Genomic DNA, 20,224 nt, shown 5'->3' with positions numbered 1-20,224 from the left:
CTCCTGCCGCGTGTGACCTGGCCTGGTGGCTCGAGCATGACCTCATGGCGGAGTTCACCAATCGCTGGATTTGACGTGCTTGACGTGGTCGGGAAGCCGGTAGCTCATACCGGAGTCGTCGAATGCCGAAATCTGAAGAAGCAGGGAGAAATTTTCCGACCTGGCGATCTGGGCGGCCTTGAGAAGCGCCCGAACCCGCTGATCCAGGCGGTAGAGAAACAGGGTTCCGATGCCGGCGCTCTTCGGATAACCCAGGCCTTTCGCGAGTTCGTTGCCGATGAGAGCACGCGAGAGTCGGAATGCCAAACGAGTGAGGGAGCGTCGCTCCTTCGGGTCCGTGATCCCGGCAATCAAGGGAGCGGAATTGATCAGGGCGTTGGCCATCAGCACGGAGTCTTCATCGGGCGGCGGTTCGCACAAACGTCCGATCTCGTACAGTTCGCTGGCCACCTTCCCGTTCGTGTAGAGGATGCTCTCCGGGATTCCCATCACATGGCCAGCGTACCGCCAGACGTCGAGAATGCTGTCCCGGGCCTCCTGGTCGAACCGTGCGCCAACTAGGACCGAGTATTGCAGTAGACGCATGGAGAACACCGAGATGGCATAGCCCAGGTGAGCGGCACTGATCGGGGCGCCCCAGGCAGCCTCGTCCCATTCCTCGGATTTCTTCAGCAACTGCCTGATCCGTGCATGCACGAAGCGGATGCGGATCGAGAGCCGGAAACCGTCACCATCCCGGTGCAGGCCGCCGGGGAAGAAAATCTCCACCAGTTGCCGGTTGTTCTGCTTCAGGCGTCGGTGGGTGTGGACGACTCGGCCGGTAATGGCGAAGGACTTGCTGATCAGGGTCGCGAACCCTTCGACTAGGACGCCGCAAATGAATGCGAGAAGGATGTGCTGGGTGTTCCCGTGGAAGGCGCTTACGCCGGGCCGGAAGGCCTCGAAGTCCAGCCAGTCGGGGGTCCCCAGGTTGTCGAAGAATTTGCGTAACGCTTCCGGCGCCTCACGCAGTTCCTCCTGCTGCATGATGCCGGCTTCGACAAACTTGTGCAGTTTGCTTGGTTCCAGTTCAGCCAGTTCATCCATGACCGGGTCGAGGACGGGATCACCGATGGTCGTGTGCTTGATGTAGTTCGTCGCCAGGGACTCGTTCGCCGCGCGGGCTGTCGCATAGCCGTCGACATACGCCGTCGGAATTCGCAGCTCTACCTCGGACTGGTCGAGTGCGGGCATCGAGGCTTCCTCAGGAACGCAAGTCAGGCGATAGGAGAGAAGATGTGACAGGCAAAATAGGGCTGCAAATTCATGGACTAGAGTGCCGGTTCAACTGAAAGCGCGGCATCTCGCTGCATTTCGACAGACTCGGGCGGGTAGCATAGTTGCTATGCCGAGCGATTAATAGTCAGAAAGTATACGGATGGATAGCCTTTCCATGACGTGACGATGCTGTCCAATGCGAGCCAAGACAAATTCGATAGTCAGGTGAGACTGTTCTTGTTGACGCGAGTGAAAGTAGCCCTTGAGGTACGGTAGTGCTTGTCGCCCTGTGCCGGAATCCATTTGGCAGGGGGCTTCCTCGACAGTTGGCTGGACCACCGTCCGGCCAGTGCTCGATGGCGGCAGCAGCACTGGGTAAGCGCCCAGCATCAAGAGCGGTGTCTGCGGCGCCCGATCGCCCGTGAGGCTTCGTCAGTGCAGGAAGTTGCCGCGCAGCAGCTGCTCAGCGATCTGCACCGCGTTCAGCGCCGCCCCTTTGCCCACATTGTCCGCAACGGTCCAGAATTGCAGCCCGTGATCCACCGTGGGGTCGGTCCGGATTCGCGACACGAACACCGGATCCTCATGTACGCAGTCAATCGGTGTCGCATACATCTGAACATCGTCGGCATCGACGACCTCCACACCGGGGGCCACCATGAGCGCGTCGGTCGCGTCGGAGGGCGAAACCGGGCCCGCAAACTCCACGTTCACCGCTTCCGCATGTCCGATGAACACCGGTACCCGCACGCAAGTCGCGGCGAGCGCGATCTCCGGATCGAGGATCTTGCGGGTCTCGTGCACCATTTTCCATTCTTCGCGCGTGGACCCATCGTCTTCGAATACGTCGATGTGCGGGACCACGTTGAAGGCAATCCGCCGGGGAAGCCGTTCGATTGCAGCCTGTTCGTTGAAGAGTTCTCCGCGGACCTGGGCCTCCAGCTCTTCCATGGCACCCATGCCGGCCCCGGACACGGACTGATACGTCGAGACCACCACGCGCCGGATGGGAACAATGTCATGCAGGGGCTTCAGCGCGACGACCAGCTGAATGGTTGAACAATTGGGATTTGCAACGATGTTGCGTTGCCCGACCCGTCGCAGCGCGTCGGCATTGACTTCCGGGACCACGAGCGGAACGTCTTCCTCCATCCGGAAATAGGAGGAGTTGTCCACGACGATCGTACCGGTTGCCGCCGCCCGCGGTGCGTGTTCTGCGGAGACACTGCCACCTGCAGAGAACAGGGCAAGATCAGTTTCGGTGAAGTCAAAGTCCTCGAGAGACTGCACCGTAAGGGTTCGGCCCTCACCGAAGGACACCTTGCGGCCACGGGATCGCGATGAAGCCAGCGCCACCACGGAAGAAGCTGGAAAGTTCCGCGCATCCAGCGTGTGCAACATCCGCCGCCCGACGGCACCGGTAGCCCCGACCACGGCAACTCGCACACTCATCGGTACAGACTCCGGATCCGGCTCCGTGGCTGTGAGGCCCTGTGTCGGCAGTGTCCGATCGGATCCCTCGAGCAGAAGTTGTCCGTCTTCACGAGATTGATTCTGGCCCGGATCAGGCAGCGAGCCGGTCGAGTTCGGTGCAGATTGCCCGGCCCATGTCCTCGGTGGAGACGGCGGTCAGACCGGGTTGGAGAATGTCGGCAGTCCGAAGGCCGCTGTCCAAGACATTGCCGACAGCCCGCTCAATCAATTCGGCGTCCGCATCCTGATCCAGCGAATGCCGAAGCAGCATTGCGAGGGACAGCACCATGGCGATGGGGTTTGCCTTTCCTTCGCCGGCGATGTCAGGCGCGCTTCCGTGGACGGGTTCGTAAAGGGCGGCCCGGGACCCGCCCGGTCCCAACGCGCCGAGCGAAGCGGACGGCAGCATGCCGAGTGATCCCGTCAGCTGCGCCGAGATGTCGGAGAGCAGATCGCCGAACAGGTTGCTGGTCACCACGACATCAAACTGGTGCGGATCACGGACCAGCTGCATGGCGCAGTTGTCGGCGTACATGTGGTGGAGTTCGACATCGGCAAAGTCGGCGTCACGAAGCTCCTGAATCTCCTCGCGCCACAGGCCGCCCGATTCCATCACGTTGGCCTTTTCGACCGAATGGACCTTTCCTCCACGCCCACGCGCAAGTTCGAATGCCACCGCTCCCACGCGCCGAATCTCGGGCGTGGTGTAGACCTCCGTATTGACCCCCCGGCGGGTGCCGTCAGGGAGCGTCTCGACGCCTCTGGGCTCTCCGAAATAGATGCCGCCAGTGAGTTCACGGATGATCATGAGATCGAGGCCGCGCAGGACTTCGGGCTTCAAGCTGGAGGCATCGCTCAGAGCGTCGAAGACCTTGGCCGGGCGCAGGTTCGCAAACAGGTCAAGCTGCTTTCGAAGGCCCAGGATCGCGCGCTCGGGTCGGAGGGAAAAGTCGAGAGCCTCCCACTGCGGACCACCGACCGCCCCGAGGAGCACGGCATCCGACCCCTGGGCGGCCTCCATCGTCGCATCGGGCAGCGGGTGGCCGGTGGCCTCGTAGGCTGCGCCCCCGATCAGTGCCTCGGACAGGTCGAAACCGACGGACCGGCGGTGGTCAAGCCACTCCACCACGCGCCGCGCTTCGTTTGCCACTTCGGGCCCGATCCCGTCTCCCGCGAGGAGTACGACGCGTCGGTTGCTTGCCATCGTCACGGACCCGGAGTGAGCCAGGGCCGGGAGTCTGCCGCCTGTGCTTCGTAGGACACGATTTCGCGTGTGCGCTCGAGCGTGAGCCCAATGTCATCGAGGCCGTTGAGCAGGCAGTGCCTGCGGTGCGCATCCACCTCGAACGCGAGGACCGTGCCGTCAGCTCGCGTGATGGTGCACTGTTCGAGGTCGACGATCATGCGGGCGGTTTCGGGCTCGCTTGCATCCTTCATCAGTGTCTCGATGTCCGATTCCGGCAATGCGACCAGCAGGATTCCGTTCTTCGAACTGTTGTTGAAGAAGATATCGGCGAACGACGGCGCCACGACACACCGGATGCCAAAGTCGGCAAGCGCCCAGGGCGCGTGCTCGCGCGACGAACCGCACCCGAAATTGGTGCCGGCAATCAGGATCTCCGCGTCCCGCCACGGGGAGCGGTTGAGCACGAACGTGTCGATCTCGCGGCCGTCCTGCGTTTGCCGGCGGTCGTGGAAGAGAAACTTGCCGAGGCCGGTTCGCTGAATGGTCTTCAGGAACTGCTTCGGGATAATCATGTCGGTGTCGACATTCGCCATCGGGAGCGCGGCAGCGACCCCCTCCAGGCGGACAAATGCATCCATCAGGCAGCCCCTCCGGCCAGGGCCCGGTGGTCCGCAATCATGCCGCGAATGGCACTCGCTGCAGCCGTCGCCGGACTTGCCAGATGGGTGCGTCCACCGCGTCCCTGACGGCCCTCGAAATTTCGATTGGAAGTCGATACACAACGCTCGCCCGGCGCAAGCTGGTCGGGGTTCATTCCGAGGCACATCGAGCAGCCGGGCTCGCGCCAGTCGAACCCGGCATCGACCAGGATCCGGTCCAGCCCCTCGGCTTCAGCCTGCTCCTTCACCAAGCCTGATCCCGGCACGACCATGGCCTGCACACGCTCGGCCACGGTCTGGCCGCGGGCAACGGCTGCGGCGGCCCGGATATCCTCGATTCGGGCGTTCGTGCACGATCCGATGAACACCCGGTCAATAGGAACCTCTGCCAGCAGCGTTCCCGGCGCCAGGTCCATATAGGCAAGCCCGCGCTCCATGATTTCGCGACGGTCCGGGTTCGCTTCGGCGGCCGGGTCCGGCACGGCCGCGTCGATCGCAACAGCGTCCTGCGGACTCGTTCCCCACGTCACGTGCGGCTTGAGCTCCGCGACATCCAGTTCTACTTCCCGGTCGAACGTCGCGCCGGGGTCGGTCGGCAACGTGCGCCAGTCGGCGCAGGCCGCTTCCCAGGCATCTCCGGCGGGTGCCATCGGCCGTCCCTGGAGGTAGTCGAACGTCGTCGCGTCGGGAGCGATCAGCCCCGCCCGCGCCCCGGCCTCGATCGACATGTTGCAGACCGTCATGCGGCCTTCCATCGACAAGGCGCGGACCGCAGCACCGGCGTACTCGATCACGTGCCCGGTTCCGCCGGCCGCGCCAATGCGGCCGATCACGCTGAGGATCAGGTCCTTGGCATCCACGCTGACCGGCGGCTGACCGGTGATGGTGATCCGCATGGTCTTCGGTCGGCGCTGGAGCAGCGTCTGCGTGGCGAGCACGTGCTCGACTTCACTGGTGCCAATCCCGAAGGCGAGGGCGCCGAATGCGCCGTGGGTCGCGGTGTGGCTGTCGCCACAGACGACCGTCGTCCCGGGCAGCGTGAACCCCTGTTCAGGACCGATGACGTGCACGATTCCCTGCCGGGCATCGAGCAATGGCAGATAGGGGATCGCGAACTCCCGGACGTTGTCCTCGAGCGTGACGACCTGCAGGCGAGCGGTTTCGTCCGCAATTCCGTGAACCCGGCCTTCAGTCGGAACGTTGTGATCGGCGACTGCCAGCGCCAGTTCGGGGCGCCGTACCGGTCGCCCGGCCGCGCGGAGGCCCTCGAAAGCCTGCGGACTGGTGACTTCGTGAACGAGGTGACGGTCGATGTACAGGAGTGTGACCCCGTCGTCGCGGGTCTCGACGACGTGGCGATCCCAGATTTTCGCAAATAGGGTCTGCGGACCGGTCGCGGGCATGACGGGCGTCAGTCCTCGTCGGCCGGCGCTGTCTTCGCCGCGCGGCCGGAAGCGGTTCGGCGGCGCTCGCGAATCCGCGCCGACTTCCCGGAACGTTCGCGCAGGTAGTACAGTTTGGCGCGCCGCACGCGGCCCTGACGCACGACCTCGATGCTTTCGATGATCGGCGCGTATAGCGGGAAGACGCGCTCCACCCCCTCGCCGTAGCTCACCTTTCGGACGGTGAACGTCGAGCCCATGCCGCGGCTGGTGCGGCCGATGCAGACCCCTTCGAACGCCTGTACGCGCTGGCGCGAACCTTCGGTCACGCGGACGCTCACGCGCACGGTGTCCCCGGGCCTGAAATCCGGTACCGAGTGCCGCGCCTTGGCCTCGGCAATCTGCTCTCGCTCGATCGCGTCGATGACGTTCATCGGTCGTTCTCCTGGCCGCTTGCGGGGCCGTCTGGGTGGCGGGTCCGGAGGTGCTCCCGCCAAAGGTCCGGACGCCGTGCCCGGGTACTCTGTTCCGACGCGGCACGCCGCCAGCGTGCGATCGCGGCGTGGTCGCCCGACACCAGCACCGCCGGAGGCACGCGGCCCTCGAACGTGCGCGGCCGCGTGTACTGGGGATGCTCGAGCAAACCGTCCTCGAACGATTCGTTTGCAAGGCGCTCCACTGTCCCAGTAACCCCGGGCAGCAACCGCACTACAGCATCGATGACCGCAAGCGCCGCCGGCTCACCGCCGGACAACACGTAATCACCGACCGAAATCTCCTCCACGTCGCGCGCCTCGAGGAAGCGCTCGTCGATTCCCTCGTAGCGTCCGCACACCAGGCGCACCCCTGGCCCGGCCACGAGAGCCCGAACCCGCGTCTGCGTGAGGGGTTGCCCTCGCGCCGACAGCGCCAGCGCAGGCCCGGGTGCGGTGGCATGCGCGTCGAAGGCGGCGGCAAGAACGTCGGGGCGCATGACCATGCCCCCGCCGTCCCCGAAGGCCGGTCCGTCTACTGAGGCGTGTTTATCGCTTGCGAAGCGACGAATGTCCACTGTCTCAACGGACCAGACTCCGGTCTCCAGCGCGCGGCCGGCCAGCGAATGTCCGAGGGGCCCCGGAAACATCTCGGGAAAGATCGTAAAGACGGTGGCCCGCCAGGGCGCATCACGGGTCGTCATGCTGCATGCCTGCGGTCGCCGGAGTGGGATCATTCACCGTCTCGGTGGCGAACCATCGGGCGTCCGCCCGGAGGAAACCTCCGGCGAGGTCCACGGCCGGCACGGCTTCGCTGGTGAACGGGACGAATACCGTGGGTCGGTTCGCCGGTTTGACTTCCAGGAGGTCGCCGGCACCGAAATTGTGCACCGCGACCACCGTGCCCTGCGGTTGGTCAGCGGTGTCGCGGACCCTCAGGCCCGTCAGATCAGCGTGGTAGTAACTGCCGGATTCGGGATCGGGGAGCCTGCTGCGGGGAACCGTCAGCTCGCTCCCGGCGAGGGCCGCTGCAGCGGTACGGTCATCGACCCCGTCGAGTTCGCAAAGGGCGTGCTCGCCGTCGGCTGCGAGCACCCGCACCCGGGTGACTCTTCCGTCCGACAGGCGCACCGGGCCAGCGCGGGACAGGGCGTCGGCCTCTTCCACGTACAGGCGACATCGAACGGCGCCGCGGACGCCATGTGCCCGAACGATGCGCGCGAGCACGATCCGGTGGGCCGCGCAAGCACCCCGCGTCGGGTCGTCGCTGGGCGTGGGACGGCTCATGCTGGGACAGGTCCACTGCGGGCTACACGAGGTTGCCGTACACCAGCCCGTGGACCCAGCCGATGATGACGGCCGCCAAGACGGAAGCGGAAAGCCCCAGCAGGTCGAAGTGGAGCGCCACGACCCGCTTCGACTTCGACGGCCCCCAACCCTCCACGAATGCCCATGCGAGCGCCCATGCTCCGAGCCCCCCGAAGAGCACGAGGCCGTGCACGGCAGCACCGTGCAGCAAATGCCCGGCGCTCCATAGGGCGACCCCGGCAAGCTGCGGATGCCGGGCCCATTGACGCAGACGCGACGGGTAGACGCTCGACAGGAACAGCACGACCGAGGCGAAGGCCAGCCCGGTACCCAGCCACGCGATCGATGGCGGCACTGCATACACCGGAATGACGGGGGCGACTCGCCAGCCCCAGACCATGAGGCCCACGGCGATCAGGGCGCCCACCGCGAAGAGCGCCCGGTAGGGGATTTCGCCCAGGACTCGGGTGAGGTAGGCGCGGGCCGACCCACGCAGCATCGGCAGCAGGTGCAGGGCTACGAACAGGACGACGCCGGCCGCCAGCGCAACCATGGTTCAGGCGGTAGGTTCGGCCGCCGTGTCCTCGGGCTCGGCCGGTGAGGCCGGCACGGCGCCAAACTTGGCAGGCCGTGGCAGCACGCCGGCGTCGACAAGAAACCGTTTGATCCGGTCCGTTGGATTCGCCCCGCGCTCCATCCAGTGTCGAATGCGGTCAAGATCTAGGTTGACCCGGTCGTCGGCGTCCTTGGGCCGCAACGGGTGGTACGTGCCCACCCGTTCGATGAAGCGGCCATCGCGCGGACTCCGGGAGTCGGCCACGACGATCCGGTAGTGCGGGTTTTTCTTGGCCCCGCCACGGCTCAAACGAATCTTCAGCGACATGCTGTGCACTCAGGAAGAACGGGAACGAGCGCCCAGAGACTGCGGAGCGGCACCACGTTGCCGCTTGGCAGGGTGTGCGGGTGGCGGCGGGCGTTCGTGCAGGCCTGTTTATGCCAGCACCCGCGCGAAGTCAATTGCGCGACCGACGTCAGCTGGTCGCGTTGCGCCTCCGTGCGCGCGGACCAAGCTCTTCTACGGGGCGTGGAGCGCCATCCACGCGAGGAGACCGGCCAGCACGAACCGGTAGATCACGAACGGAAGGAAGCTCCGTTGCCGCAGCCAGCGCATCAGCAGCCAGATCGCTGCGAGCGCCGAAACGAACGCCACCACCAGCACCGTTGCCGCCGCGGTGACCAGCCCGACATCGCCGGTCTGGGCGAGTCTCCACGCTTCCACGGCCGTGGCGCCTGCGATTGCCGGCAGGCCGAGCACGAAAGCCACGTTGGCCGAGGCAGTTCGGTCCCAGCCGGCGATTCGGGCGGCGGTCATCACGCAACCAGCTCGGCTGGCGCCGGGGACGAGTGCCAGAGCCTGCATGAGCCCGATGAACCAGTAGGTGGCGAACCCATCCATCCGAGCTGACCGGAACCGCAGCCATCCACGGTCTGCCGCCAGCAGCAGGAGCCCGCCGCCCGCGGTGGCGGCCGCCATGACGGGAAGCTGCGCGAGTGTCGCCGTGGGCACCTGGAGGGCGACAACCACACCGGCAATGAACAAGGGTACGCTTGCCGCCAGGATTCGAAGCGCCTCCCGGGCTTCTGTCTGGTCGGAGCGTCCAAGGGCGAGCATCAGGATTCCGCTCGCTAACCTGACCACCTGGCTGCGACAGGCCATGATGACGGCGACCAGGGTGCCGGTGTGGCTCGCCACGGCGAGCGCGCGTCCTGCGTCAGGCCAGCCGAAGAACTCCTCTAGCGCGTACAGATGCGCCGAGGAACTGACGGGAAGAAACTCCGTGGCGCCCTGTACGAAACCGTAGATCCAGAGTTCGAGCGTGGTCACGGCGCCCCTCCGTCGCACCGCTCCCAGGCACGTGCCGCCGCCTCAATCAGGGCCACTCAGGCGGCCTCGCCGTCCACGCGGGGCGGTCGCGCGAGCAACTCCGCCGCGACCGTTCGGAGGTCGCCGCCTTCATCGAGGATTTGCACGACGCTTTCGGCGATCGGCATGTCCACATCAAGGCGTCGCGCGAGCTGCCAGATGGCGCCGGCGCTGGCTGCGCCCTCCACAACGGCCCGGCCCTGGGTCCGCGGGTTGTCGGCACTGGCGCCGGAACCCAGGCGAAGGCCGAACGCATAGTTCCGGGACGCGGCGCTGGTGCAGGTCAGCACGATGTCGCCGATCCCCGCGAGACCGGCAAGGGTTTCCGCGCGCCCGCCGCACGCAATCCCCAGTCGGCGAATCTCCGCGATCCCACGCGCGATCAATGCGGCGCGGGCGTTCTCGCCGTAGCCGGCCCCAATGGCGATGCCACAGGCGATTGCCAATACATTCTTGGCGGCGCCCCCGACCTGCGTCCCGATGGGGTCGTCATTCGCGTAGATCCGCAGGGCAGACCCGGCGAACAGGCCCTGAACCCGGTCCGCGAGGCCGGCATCATCGGTGGCAAGGGCAAGCGCGGTCGGCAGGCCCTGCGCCACTTCGCTCGCGAAGGATGGCCCCGAGAGGATGGCGACCCGGGCCGTCGGGAGGATGTCGGCAATCACCTCGCTCATCAGGTAGCCGCTGGTCCGTTCGATGCCCTTGGCGCAGAGCACCAGTGCCGCGTCCGGCGGAACCGATCCGCCGAGCAGGGAAATGACCGTCCGGACGTGTTGGGCGGGAACGGCGACCACCATAACGTCAGCCGTCGCTTCGCGCAGCGTGGCAGTGGCGCGGAGGGTCGGTGGCAAGTCGACACCCGGCAGGAGCTCGGGATTGCCATGGGTGCGATTGATGGCGTCGGCCACTTCCCGTCGCCGTGCCCACAGGGTGGTCTCGCTGCCGGTGGCGCGGGCAAGGACCGCTCCAAGAGCGGTCCCCCATGCCCCCGCGCCGATGACCGAGATGCGGGTCATGGATGGCCGCCGGCGAGCGGCCAGCGGGCTCGGGCCGGTTCTTCCAGCGGTGACACCGAGCCTTCCGCCAGCCGTTCAAGTCCGGCCCAGGCCACCATCGCCGCATTGTCCGTGCACAGCCGCGGCGGCGGCGCGACGAGGCGCATCGCGTGATTCGAGGCAACCACGTCCAGCCGCGCGCGCAACGACTGGTTTGCCGCCACGCCGCCGGCCAGCACGACGACGGTTCCGGTCGGATGCAGCCTCCGGAAGGCGCGGACGGCCTGCTCCAGTCGGTCCGCCAGGGTTTCCGCCACCGCCTTCTGGAAGGACGCGGCAAGATCGGCGCGGGTCCGGGTATCGAGGGGGTCCGAACCCTGCCGTCCCATCACGTGTACCAATGCGGTCTTCAGGCCGCTGAAGGACAGGTCCGCGTTGGCCCGGCCGGCCAGGGGCCGGGGCAGGGGAAACCGGTCGGGGTCTCCGTCGCGGGCCGCGCGTTCGATGGCCGGCCCGCCGGGGAAGCCGAGGCCCAGGAGCCGGGCCGCCTTGTCGAATGCCTCTCCGGCAGCATCGTCAAGGGTTGTGCCGAGCAGCCGGTGACGGCCGACGCCGGCCACGGCGACGAACTGGCTGTGCCCCCCGGACACGAGCAGGGCCAGATAGGGAAACTCCACGCTGTCGGTGAGCCTCGGCGTGAGAGCGTGCGCCTCGAGATGGTTCACGGCGATGTACGGGAGGCCGTGGACGAGGGCGATGCATTTCGCGGTTACGGTGCCCACGAGCACGCCGCCGAGGAGGCCGGGACCCGCGGTCGCGGCGACAGCGTCGAGGGCTTCCCAGGAGCATTCCGCCTCGCGGAGCGCCTCCTGGATCGTCAGGTCGAGGCGGTCGGCGTGGCTCCGCGCGGCGAGTTCGGGCACGACCCCCCGGAAGGGGGAGTGCTGGGCGTGCTGCGACAGGATGACGTTCGCGCGAATCCGGCGCCGGGAATCGACGATGGCGGCGGCGGTCTCGTCGCAGCTGCTTTCGATCCCCAGCACGGTCCGGTCGGGAGCCAACATGTCAGCCTCCGCCCGGTCGCCCGGCGCTGCCCGGGCACCGCGTCAGGCGGCGAGCCTGCGGACCGCGTCCTCGTCCCATTCGATGCCAGTCCCTGGGCTGGTCGTCATCTGGGCGTAGCCATCCTGCACCTGCAGCGGTTCCGCGAGAAACGGCGTCGCCCAATCGACGTACTCGAGCCAGTGGGCGCCCGGCGTCACGCGCATGAGGTGGGATGACACCTCCGGGAACAGGTGGGTCGACACGGGAAGCTGTGCGCCGTGGGCGATAGCGGCCGCGCGCAGCCATCCCGTCACGCCGCCGATGCGCTGGGCGTCCGGCATCACGAAGTCCGCCGCGTCGGCGGCAACCGCTGCCTGAAGGTCCGCCGGGCCGTAGAAGTTCTCGCCGAGCTGAATCGGCGTGGCGACGGTCTCGCGGAGCTCCCGGCAGCCATCGTAATCGTCGTAGGCGATCGGCTCCTCGAACCAGACCAGACCGAGGTCGTCGAGCATCGGCAACCGCCGCAGCGCCTCCCGCCGCGACAGGCCCTGGTTGAAGTCGGACATGAGCAGACAGTCTTCGGGAACGGCCGCGCGCACCGCGTCGAACGCCGCCAGATCACCGTCCACGTGATCGCGCCCGAAGCGGATCTTCATTGCCCGGAAGCCGCCTTCGAGCAGTTCCACGGCCTGGGCGGCCACCGCGTCGGGTTCCATCAGGCCCAAGCCGTTGGAGTTGTAGGCGCGCACCGGGCCGGGTGTCCCTCCGAGGAGGGCAGCCAGCGGCAGGCTCGCGGCGCGGGCGCAGGCATCCCAGGCAGCCATGTCGAAGCCCGAGATCGCCTGGAGCGCAATTCCCTGGGGCCCGTACAGGTTGAGCCCCTCCGTCAGCTCGTCGTAGAGCGTCGCCGGCGTGCACGGCCGTCCCTTGACCATGGCCTCGATCTCTTCGAGCACGGTCGCCTGCAGACGCGCTCCGTTGGGCCGGTAGCCGAACAGGTAGCTGTGGCCGGTGACGCCTTCCTCGGTCAGCATGTCGATCAGCAGATACGGAACCTTCGTGAACGTGCCGATGCGCGTGGCCAGCGGACGGCGGAACGGGACCTCAACGGCGCGCGTGGAGACCGAACGAATGGTGAGCGGGTGCATGCTTGCTCCTGGATCTGGGCGAGGGTGCCGGGCTGGTGGACAGTCTGGCTCAGTACGTGGTACGACCGCCCGAGAGATCGAAGGCCGCAGCGGTCGAGAACGAGCACTCCTCCGACGACAGCCACGCGATGAGGGCGGCGACTTCTTCGGGGCGTCCCATGCGACCGAGCGGGATGCGCTCGACCATGTACTTCACCTGCGCTTCGGTGACCTGCCCCAGTATGGCCGTGTCAATCACCGCCGGCGTGATGCAGTTCACGAGTACGCCGCTGCCTGCCACTTCCTTGCCGAGCGCGCGCGTAAACGTGATCACGCCTGCCTTCGAAGCGCTGTAGTGGGCGGCATTCGGGTTGCCTTCCTTGCCCGCGACGGACGCGATGTTGACGATCCGGCCGTAGCCCGAGCGCACCATGTGCGGCACGACCGCTCGGCAGCAGAGGAACGTTCCGGTCAGGTTGACTTCGATCACGCGTCGCCATTCGGCCGGGTCCGCTTCCGCGACCGGAGCGATGTCGCCGGCGATACCCGCGCAGTTGACGAGGATGTCGACGCGCCCGTGCCGTTCCGCCGCCGCTGCGGCGGCGGCGGCCACGGCGTCATCGTCGGCGACACTGAGGACCGTTGCCGTCCCCCCGGTGCTGTCGGCGGTCTCCGCCAGGCCGTCGGCGGCGGCGTCCCAAAGTTCGAGAGCGGCCCCGTCGGCGCCGAGACGCTTCGCCGTCGCGCGGCCGATGCCACTCGCGGCGCCTGTCACGACGGCGACGCGGCCCTTCAGATCAATCTGGTTCATGGACAACTCCTTGTCTTGATCAGGGTGCCTGCAGCCCCCTGTCAGCGGCTGGGAAGGCAGCGGTGCGGCCTCGTCCGGTGGAGTACTGGGTCCGGTCCCCGCAAGCGACCGCAGTTCGGCGCCAGGGCCGACGGCCTAGCGGAGTTTCGCATGCCCGGGCGGGCCGCGCACCCGGAAACCGCCGGCCCGTGACGCCGCACGGCTGCCCGGATCGACCGGGGGGCTCCACGGCAGCGGTGCGGATGCAATTGCGGCGAGTTAGTCGGCGCCTGGCAGCGCCTCCAGCCCCCGGACGTTCATCCCTCCGTACCGACGCAGGCGGATATCCGCCTGCTCCTTGTGGCCGGCAAAGTGTTCGAGGGCGCAGAGCCGGGAGCAGTATTGGCCGACCGCAACCGAGGCTTCCTCGGAAATCCGTTGGTAGGTGCATGTCTTGATGAACTTGCCGACCCACAGACCGCCGGTGTACCTGGCCGCCCCCCGGGTCGGGAGCGTGTGGTTGGTGCCGATCACCTTGTCTCCGTAGGACACGTTGGTCTCGGGGCCGAGAAACAGCGCCCCGTAATTCGTCAGTCGGTCGAGAAAGTACTGCGGGTCCCGGGTCATCACCTGGACATGCTCGGCCGCGATGGCGTCGGCCACCGTGATCATCTCGTCGTAGCCGTCGCAGACGATCACCTGGCCGTAGTCGCGCCAGGCCTGCCCGGCGGTTTCAGCCGTGGCCAGGGTTTCGAGCTGCCGTTCGACCTCCGTCAGCGTGTCGCGGGCCAGGGCCTCCGAATTCGTCAGCAGGATGGCCGGGGAAGTCGGTCCGTGTTCGGCCTGCCCGAGCAGGTCGGCCGCACACAGTTCGCCGTCGACGGAGTCGTCGGCGATGACCAGCGTTTCGGTGGGGCCGGCGAAGAGGTCGATGCCGACGCGCCCGAACAGCTGCCGCTTGGCCTCGGCGACGAACATGTTGCCCGGCCCGACGAGCATGTCGACCGGCGCGATGGATTCGGTACCAAGCGCCATGGCGCCGACCGCCTGCACGCCGCCGAGGCAATAGATCTCGTCGGCTCCGCCGAGGTCTTGGGCAACGACGATCGCCGGATTTGGCTCGCCCTCGTAGGGCGGCGCGCACGTGACGATCCTCTTTACGCCCGCGACCTTGGCCGTCACCACGCTCATGTGTGCCGAAGCGACCATCGGATACTTGCCACCGGGAACATAGGATCCCACGCTGTTGACCGGGATGTTCTTGTGGCCGAGTACGACGCCCGGCATGGTCTCGTGCTCCACGTCTTGCAGCGCATCCCGCTGGATCGAGGCAAAGTTGCGGATCTGGGCCTGTGCGAATTCGATGTCGGCGCGCTCGCGGGCGCTCACGCGGGCGTAGCAGGCGTCGATGGCCGCCCGATCGAGGCGGAACGTTTCCGGTGACCACCGGTCAAAACGCTCCGAGTATTCGCGGACGGCGGCGTCCCCGCGCGTCTCGATCTGGGCCAGAATGTCCTCGACCGTCTGCCGTACCTTGGCGTCGGCATCCGCCTTGGCGTCGTCGCTGATCCCGGTCTTGAGGTGACGGGCCATGATGCATGTCCAGGGATTGAATCGGCCGGCGATCGTAGCACGCCATCGTGCGCCGGAATCGGGAGAGAAGGATGATCGATACTGACGGAAAACCGCAGGGACTGCCGGTCTGGGCGCAGGGACTTGATGGTCAGGTTGCGCTGGTGACCGGCGCCGGGCGCGGCCTGGGCCGGGCGTGTGCGCTGGCATTGGCCGAGGCGGGCGCGGCGGTCGTCGCGGTGGCCCGGACCGAGGCGGATCTGCAACGTCTGGCCAGCGAGGCGACGGCGCCGGTCGAGACCTGGGTCGAGGACGTGACCGACGAAGGCCTACTAGGCCGCATCGAAGGGATGGACCGCCTCGACGTGCTGGTGAATAACGCCGGCACGAATCAGCCGCAGCCGTTTCCGGAGGTCACCGACGCGGCCCTTGACCGCTTGCTGGATCTCAACGTGCGTTCTGCTTTCCGGGTGGCCCGAAGTGCCGCCCGCGTGATGCTTCGCAGAAAATCCGGGTCGATCATCCACATGAGTTCGCAGATGGGTCACGTGGGTGCCGCCGATCGGTCCGTGTACTGCATGACGAAGCATGCAATCGAGGGCCTCACCAAGGCCATGGGCGTCGAGCTCGGACCGCAGGGGATTCGGGTCAACGCGGTGGCGCCGACGTTCATCGAGACGCCAATGACGCGTCCCTACTTGGAGGATCCCGCCTTCGCCGAGTTCGTCCGCAACATGATCAAGATGAACCGGTACGGTAGCGTCGACGATGTGGCGGCGGCCGTCCTCTATCTGGCCTCTCCGGCATCGAGCATCGTAAACGGGACAAGCCTAAGGGTGGATGGCGGCTGGACCGCGCACTGATCGCTGTCGCCCGCTCTTCGCTGCAGGCGTCCCCCGGGGGCACGATCAACGCGACCGGGAGGTCCGGACCGCGGCCTGCCTGCGGCGGCTTCAATCAGATCCCGGCGTCCCGGCCAGTCGGTCGGCATAGGCAAGCGCCGCGTGCAGATTGTCGGGTCGCGCGACACCCTGCCAGGCAATGTCGAAGGCGGTCCCGTGGTCGACCGAGACACGGAGAATCGGAAGCCCCAGCGTCACATTCACTGCCGCGTCGAACGCGTTCAGCTTGACCGGGATGTGCCCCTGGTCATGGTACTGGGCCACCACCAGATCGGCTTCGCCTGCTGCCGCCAACCGGAACACCGTGTCCGGCGGGTGTGGTCCGGTGACGTCAAGGCCCGTGGCCCGAGCCTGCGCCACGGCGGGCGCGATTTCGGCTTCGTCCTCCGATCCCAGGATGCCGCCCTCGCCGGCATGGGGGTTGAGGCCGGCAACCCGGATCCGCGGAGCACGGACACCCATCCGCCGGAAGTGACGCGCACCGGTCTGGATCGCGTCGAGGATTCGCGCTGTGCGCACCCGATCAATCGCCACCTGGAGCGGCACGTGCGCCGAGACGTGGATCACGGCAAAGTCCGGCGCTGCCAGCAGCATGAAGGGATCATCGACACCGCACAGATGGGCGAGCAGGCCGGTGTGCCCGTCGTACGGATGGCCGGCGAGGTGGAGCGCTTCCTTGGAAATGGGGGCGGTCACGATGACATTGATCGAGCCGGCGCGGGCCAGTTCGACGGCCCGCACCACTGCGGCATGGCTCGCGGCTCCGCCGGCGGCCGAGGCTGTGCCGACCGGGGCGGGCCCGTCGGTGGCGCCGGTGTCCTCGAGAATGCACGTCGCGGCAGGATGCGAGCCGCGCCCAAACGCCTGCTCCGCGCGCCGAAGGGCGGCGATGTCGCCGATGATGACGATCCGGCGCCGCATGTCCGCCGGGAGAGCCGCCAGGGCCTTGACGACGATTTCGGGCCCGATTCCTCCGGGATCGCCCAGCGTTACGCCAAACCGCGGCAAATGGGGAGGTCGGGTTGCGTCAGGCATGAAGCAGGCCCAGATCGTACGTGCGGGCATCGGCCCTGCGCATCGACTATACGGCGGAGCGCGGCGGCACGACCCGGTTCCGGAATGATCGTGCAGGATGTGCTTGAGTTATGGTCGGCAGGGCGGTTCAGCCCCGGCGCTGCGGCTTCCGTTCGTCGGTTCGCCCGAGTGCCATGACTTGCAGCGCGGACCGGAGTAGGATTTGATCCGGTTGCTCACGTGTCGCTGCCGGCAGAGTTGAGCCGGCATCAGGCTGGCGCGCGGCGACCCGCCCGGGGTCGGCGCTTGATCGCCGGTTTCGTGTCCCCTTCGTCTAGTGGTCCAGGACGCCGCCCTTTCACGGCGGAAACACGGGTTCGAGTCCCGTAGGGGGCACCACAGGCTACCGCCGTTGCCCGATTGCCAAGCCGACCTCGCGCCGATCGCCTGCCGGTGGGGCAGGGATGGTGGCTACGGGCGTTCGCGGGTCGGGTTGGCCGCGGCATGAACACCCGTAAGTGAATGGCCCGGCCACATCGGCAGGCGGCGCATAGATCAAGAAAAGCCGAAATTGGGTGCCGGGTCCGGCTGCGCTATGGTGTCGCGGTCACCAGAGGGCCGTGACCGTGTTCCCCAGTATGTTCTCATGATCGGCGACCCGCTCGCCCTCCGGATTCACACGCCGGTCGGACGGGCAACGCCTGAGCAGGTGGCGGCCGTGGCCGGCGCGCCAACCAGTTTCCTCGCCGATGCTCAACAGGGCTGGAACTGCATGGACGTGAGGATTCGGCCGCTCGACCCGGACATGCGTTTTGCCGGCATTGCCGTCACCGCCTCGGGCGGGCCGCGTGACAATCTTGCAGCGATAGCAGCGCTTGATGTTGTGGCGCCGGGCGATGTTCTGGTACTGGCCACCGGGCGCGATGAGAGCGGGGCAGTCATCGGCGACCACTACGCTGCGGTTGCCAAGCAGAATGGGGTGATCGGGATCGTCACGGACGGCTTGGTGCGTGATGCGGCGGGTATCCGCGCCAAGGGCCCCCCGACGTTTTCGCGAGGACTCAGGCCGAACGGTGGGTACCGCAACGGACCGGGGGAGCTGAACGGCCCCGTCAGCGTAGGCGACGTGGTCGTGCAGCCGGGAGACATCGTGGTGGCTGACGAAGATGGCGTGGTGGTGGTGCCTCGCGTCCACGCCGAACGGGTGATCTCTGCGCTGGCGGACGTGCAGGCAAAGGAAGACGCGCTCGAGGAGCGGATGGCTCGCGGCGAGATCACGACCTTGTGGGACCGTGCCCGCTACGCGGAACGCGGTGTCGAAGAGATTTGAGGGACGAACATATGGCGAATCAGCGCAAAGTGATGCTGGTGCAGGGCATGCCGGCAGCGGGACGCTCCCTTCTCGAGGCCCGCGACGACGTCCTGGTCGAGGAGTGCTCCAACGATGAGCTCGACACGCTGCTCGAGCGCATGAGAGATGTCGCTGCAGTGACCCTGCGCACGACCATCTGCGACCGGAAATTCATCGAGGCTGCACCGAAGCTGGAAGCGGTGGCGCGCTTTGGCGTCGGTTACGACTCCGTGGACGTTGAGGCGCTGACCGAGCGTGGCATCCCGCTGTTGATCGCCGGCGAAGCCAACTCGAGGTCGGTCGCGGAGCATGCCGTCTTCATGATGATGGCGCTTGCCAAGCGCTCCCTCCAATACCACGGGGCGGTGCAGGGACGCCGCTTCCAGGATCGGTTCGGGACCGAGCGGGACAATACCGAATTGTTCCGAAAACGGCTGCTGGTGATCGGCTTCGGTCGAATTGGCACCCGTACGACGTCGATCGGCAAGGGACTTGGAATGGCGGTCGACGTCTTCGATCCCTACGTCGAGGACGCTGCCGTGGAACGGGCTGGCGCCCGCCGCGTTGCGCGCCTGGCGGAGGCGCTCCCGACGGCGGATTTTGTCACCGTCCATTGTCCCCGGAATGCCGAGACCGAAGGCCTGATCGGCGCCGCCGAGCTCGGTCTGATGAAGCCGACGGCCATCCTCGTCAATACTGCTCGCGGGGGAATCATCGACGAGGAGGCGCTGGTCGAAGCGCTCCGGGGCGGCGGAATTCGTGCCGCAGGCCTCGATGTCTTCGATCTGGAGCCGCCGCCGGACGACCATCCGCTTCTCGATCTTGAAAACGTGCTGTTTTCACCGCACGTGGCCGGTGTAACCAACGAATCCATGCGTGCCATGGCGGAAGTCACCTGCCAGAACGTATTGGACGCGTTCGACGGCCGGATCAAGCCCGCGCACATCGTCAATCCCGAAGTACTGGAGTAGCAACCATGCGCGAGAACGCCGTTCAGAGAATTTGGCAGGAAGGCGGCGCCGTCGTGAACGGCTGGCTTGCCATTCCGAACAGTTTCGCTGCCGAGGTCATGGGGGGATGCGGATGGGACTCCGTGACCATCGACCTGCAGCACGGACTGAGCGATTTTTCCGACACCGTGCAGATGTTGCAGGCGCTGTCGACGACCCCGGTGACGCCCCTTACGCGCGTCCCGACGCTGGAACCCGGAATCATTGGAAGGCTTCTCGACGCCGGGAGCTACGGCATCATCTGTCCGATGGTCAACACGCCCGAGCAGTGCGCGCAACTGGTTTCCTACTGCAAGTACGCCCCTGAGGGAGTCCGAAGCTTCGGCCCGATTCGGGCCGCGATCTACGGCGGTCCCGATTACCTCGACAAGGCGAACGAGACCATCCTGGCGATCGCGATGGTCGAGACCGCGGAAGCCGTTGCGAACGTGGACGCAATCGTCGCCACGCCGGGCCTCGACGGAATCTACGTTGGCCCGTCGGACCTCGCGCTGTCACTCGGCGAGAGGCCGCAGATGGATACCGACAATCCAGTCGTCACCGAAGCGATGGCGACCATTCTGGCGGCGGCCAAGCGGGCCGGAGTACCGGCGGGGCTGCACTGCCTCAGCCCGGAGTATTCCTTGCAGAAGATTCGCGAAGGATTCCAGTTCGTCTCGATCGCGAATGACACGCGCATCCTGACGGCCGCCGCGCAGGAGCAGATCGCCACCGTCAGGCAGGGTCTCGCAAACTGAAGCTGCCGCACCGCCGGGAG

General features: G+C 66.8%; 21 protein-coding genes and 1 tRNA gene. 5 read left to right on the top strand and 17 right to left on the bottom strand.

Annotated features, from left to right (window positions below; genetic code table 11):
• Positions 1-54: 54 nt before the first annotated feature.
• From OXH60_04210 to hisD, 16 genes are all read right to left on the bottom strand, one after another.
• Positions 55-1,233 carry an oxygenase MpaB family protein gene (locus OXH60_04210; protein MDE0711321.1) on the bottom strand — a complete coding sequence of 393 codons (1,179 nt, stop codon included), beginning with the start codon at positions 1,231-1,233 and terminating at the stop codon, positions 55-57.
• 456 nt (positions 1,234-1,689) lie between these two features.
• Entirely contained in the window at positions 1,690-2,709 is a 1,020-nt protein-coding gene (locus OXH60_04205; GenBank protein ID MDE0711320.1) for an aspartate-semialdehyde dehydrogenase, read from the bottom strand.
• Between the two features lie 112 nt (positions 2,710-2,821).
• The gene (leuB, locus tag OXH60_04200) at positions 2,822-3,934 is read right to left on the bottom strand and encodes a 3-isopropylmalate dehydrogenase (protein MDE0711319.1); all 1,113 of its coding nucleotides are present in this window, start codon (positions 3,932-3,934) and stop codon (positions 2,822-2,824) included.
• Positions 3,935-3,936: 2 nt separating this feature from the next.
• On the bottom strand, positions 3,937-4,554 hold the full coding sequence (gene leuD, locus OXH60_04195) for a 3-isopropylmalate dehydratase small subunit (protein MDE0711318.1): 618 nt from the start codon (positions 4,552-4,554) through the stop codon (positions 3,937-3,939).
• Positions 4,554-5,978 (bottom strand): 3-isopropylmalate dehydratase large subunit, encoded by a 1,425-nt coding sequence (gene leuC / locus OXH60_04190; GenBank protein MDE0711317.1) that lies wholly within the window; start codon positions 5,976-5,978, stop codon positions 4,554-4,556. Before leuC ends, leuD begins: the two co-directional genes overlap by 1 nt.
• 8 nt (positions 5,979-5,986) lie before the next feature.
• Entirely contained in the window at positions 5,987-6,391 is a 405-nt protein-coding gene (gene rplS / locus OXH60_04185) for a 50S ribosomal protein L19 (protein MDE0711316.1), read from the bottom strand.
• Positions 6,388-7,134, bottom strand: coding sequence for a tRNA (guanosine(37)-N1)-methyltransferase TrmD (gene trmD, locus OXH60_04180; protein MDE0711315.1), 747 nt, complete (start codon positions 7,132-7,134; stop codon positions 6,388-6,390). Before trmD ends, rplS begins: the two co-directional genes overlap by 4 nt.
• Positions 7,121-7,717 (bottom strand): ribosome maturation factor RimM, encoded by a 597-nt coding sequence (rimM, locus tag OXH60_04175; protein MDE0711314.1) that lies wholly within the window; start codon positions 7,715-7,717, stop codon positions 7,121-7,123. The genes trmD and rimM overlap by 14 nt, the downstream gene beginning before the upstream one ends.
• Before the next feature lie 22 nt (positions 7,718-7,739).
• Positions 7,740-8,291 carry an NnrU family protein gene (locus tag OXH60_04170; protein MDE0711313.1) on the bottom strand — a complete coding sequence of 184 codons (552 nt, stop codon included), beginning with the start codon at positions 8,289-8,291 and terminating at the stop codon, positions 7,740-7,742.
• A gap of 3 nt (positions 8,292-8,294) precedes the next feature.
• Positions 8,295-8,621, bottom strand: coding sequence for a 30S ribosomal protein S16 (gene rpsP / locus OXH60_04165; protein MDE0711312.1), 327 nt, complete (start codon positions 8,619-8,621; stop codon positions 8,295-8,297).
• 192 nt (positions 8,622-8,813) lie between these two features.
• Entirely contained in the window at positions 8,814-9,623 is an 810-nt protein-coding gene (locus OXH60_04160) for an undecaprenyl-diphosphate phosphatase (protein ID MDE0711311.1), read from the bottom strand.
• 56 nt (positions 9,624-9,679) lie between these two features.
• Complete coding sequence (locus OXH60_04155) at positions 9,680-10,678, bottom strand: NAD(P)-dependent glycerol-3-phosphate dehydrogenase (protein ID MDE0711310.1); 999 nt, start codon at positions 10,676-10,678, stop codon at positions 9,680-9,682.
• Entirely contained in the window at positions 10,675-11,721 is a 1,047-nt protein-coding gene (gene tsaD / locus OXH60_04150) for a tRNA (adenosine(37)-N6)-threonylcarbamoyltransferase complex transferase subunit TsaD (GenBank protein MDE0711309.1), read from the bottom strand. Before tsaD ends, OXH60_04155 begins: the two co-directional genes overlap by 4 nt.
• Positions 11,722-11,763: 42 nt before the next feature.
• Positions 11,764-12,849 (bottom strand): hypothetical protein, encoded by a 1,086-nt coding sequence (locus OXH60_04145; protein MDE0711308.1) that lies wholly within the window; start codon positions 12,847-12,849, stop codon positions 11,764-11,766.
• A 49-nt stretch (positions 12,850-12,898) separates the two neighbouring features.
• Complete coding sequence (locus OXH60_04140) at positions 12,899-13,639, bottom strand: SDR family NAD(P)-dependent oxidoreductase (GenBank protein ID MDE0711307.1); 741 nt, start codon at positions 13,637-13,639, stop codon at positions 12,899-12,901.
• A 258-nt stretch (positions 13,640-13,897) separates the two neighbouring features.
• A complete protein-coding gene (hisD, locus tag OXH60_04135) occupies positions 13,898-15,211 on the bottom strand; it encodes a histidinol dehydrogenase (GenBank protein ID MDE0711306.1) in 1,314 nt (437 codons plus the stop codon).
• A gap of 71 nt (positions 15,212-15,282) precedes the next feature.
• On the opposite strand from hisD, the gene OXH60_04130 reads away from it, so the two are divergent.
• Positions 15,283-16,053, top strand: a complete 771-nt coding sequence (locus OXH60_04130) for an SDR family oxidoreductase (protein ID MDE0711305.1) — start codon at positions 15,283-15,285, stop codon at positions 16,051-16,053.
• A gap of 90 nt (positions 16,054-16,143) precedes the next feature.
• Here the strand turns inward: OXH60_04130 and pdxA are convergent, their stop codons facing one another.
• Complete coding sequence (gene pdxA / locus OXH60_04125) at positions 16,144-17,127, bottom strand: 4-hydroxythreonine-4-phosphate dehydrogenase PdxA (GenBank protein MDE0711304.1); 984 nt, start codon at positions 17,125-17,127, stop codon at positions 16,144-16,146.
• Positions 17,128-17,429: 302 nt separating this feature from the next.
• Here pdxA and OXH60_04120 point away from each other — a divergent pair.
• From OXH60_04120 to OXH60_04105, 4 genes are all read left to right on the top strand, one after another.
• Positions 17,430-17,505 (top strand) — tRNA-Glu (locus OXH60_04120).
• A 247-nt stretch (positions 17,506-17,752) separates the two neighbouring features.
• On the top strand, positions 17,753-18,436 hold the full coding sequence (locus OXH60_04115) for a 4-hydroxy-4-methyl-2-oxoglutarate aldolase (protein ID MDE0711303.1): 684 nt from the start codon (positions 17,753-17,755) through the stop codon (positions 18,434-18,436).
• An 11-nt stretch (positions 18,437-18,447) separates the two neighbouring features.
• Positions 18,448-19,428 carry a hydroxyacid dehydrogenase gene (locus OXH60_04110; GenBank protein ID MDE0711302.1) on the top strand — a complete coding sequence of 327 codons (981 nt, stop codon included), beginning with the start codon at positions 18,448-18,450 and terminating at the stop codon, positions 19,426-19,428.
• 5 nt (positions 19,429-19,433) lie between these two features.
• The gene (locus OXH60_04105) at positions 19,434-20,204 is read left to right on the top strand and encodes an aldolase/citrate lyase family protein (protein MDE0711301.1); all 771 of its coding nucleotides are present in this window, start codon (positions 19,434-19,436) and stop codon (positions 20,202-20,204) included.
• The last annotated feature ends 20 nt before the right edge of the window (positions 20,205-20,224 follow it).

It is taken from the genome of Rhodospirillales bacterium, assembly GCA_028824295.1.
GTDB lineage: Bacteria > Pseudomonadota > Alphaproteobacteria > TMED109 > TMED109 > VXPW01.
This window is presented reverse-complemented; position numbering and strand designations above follow the sequence as displayed.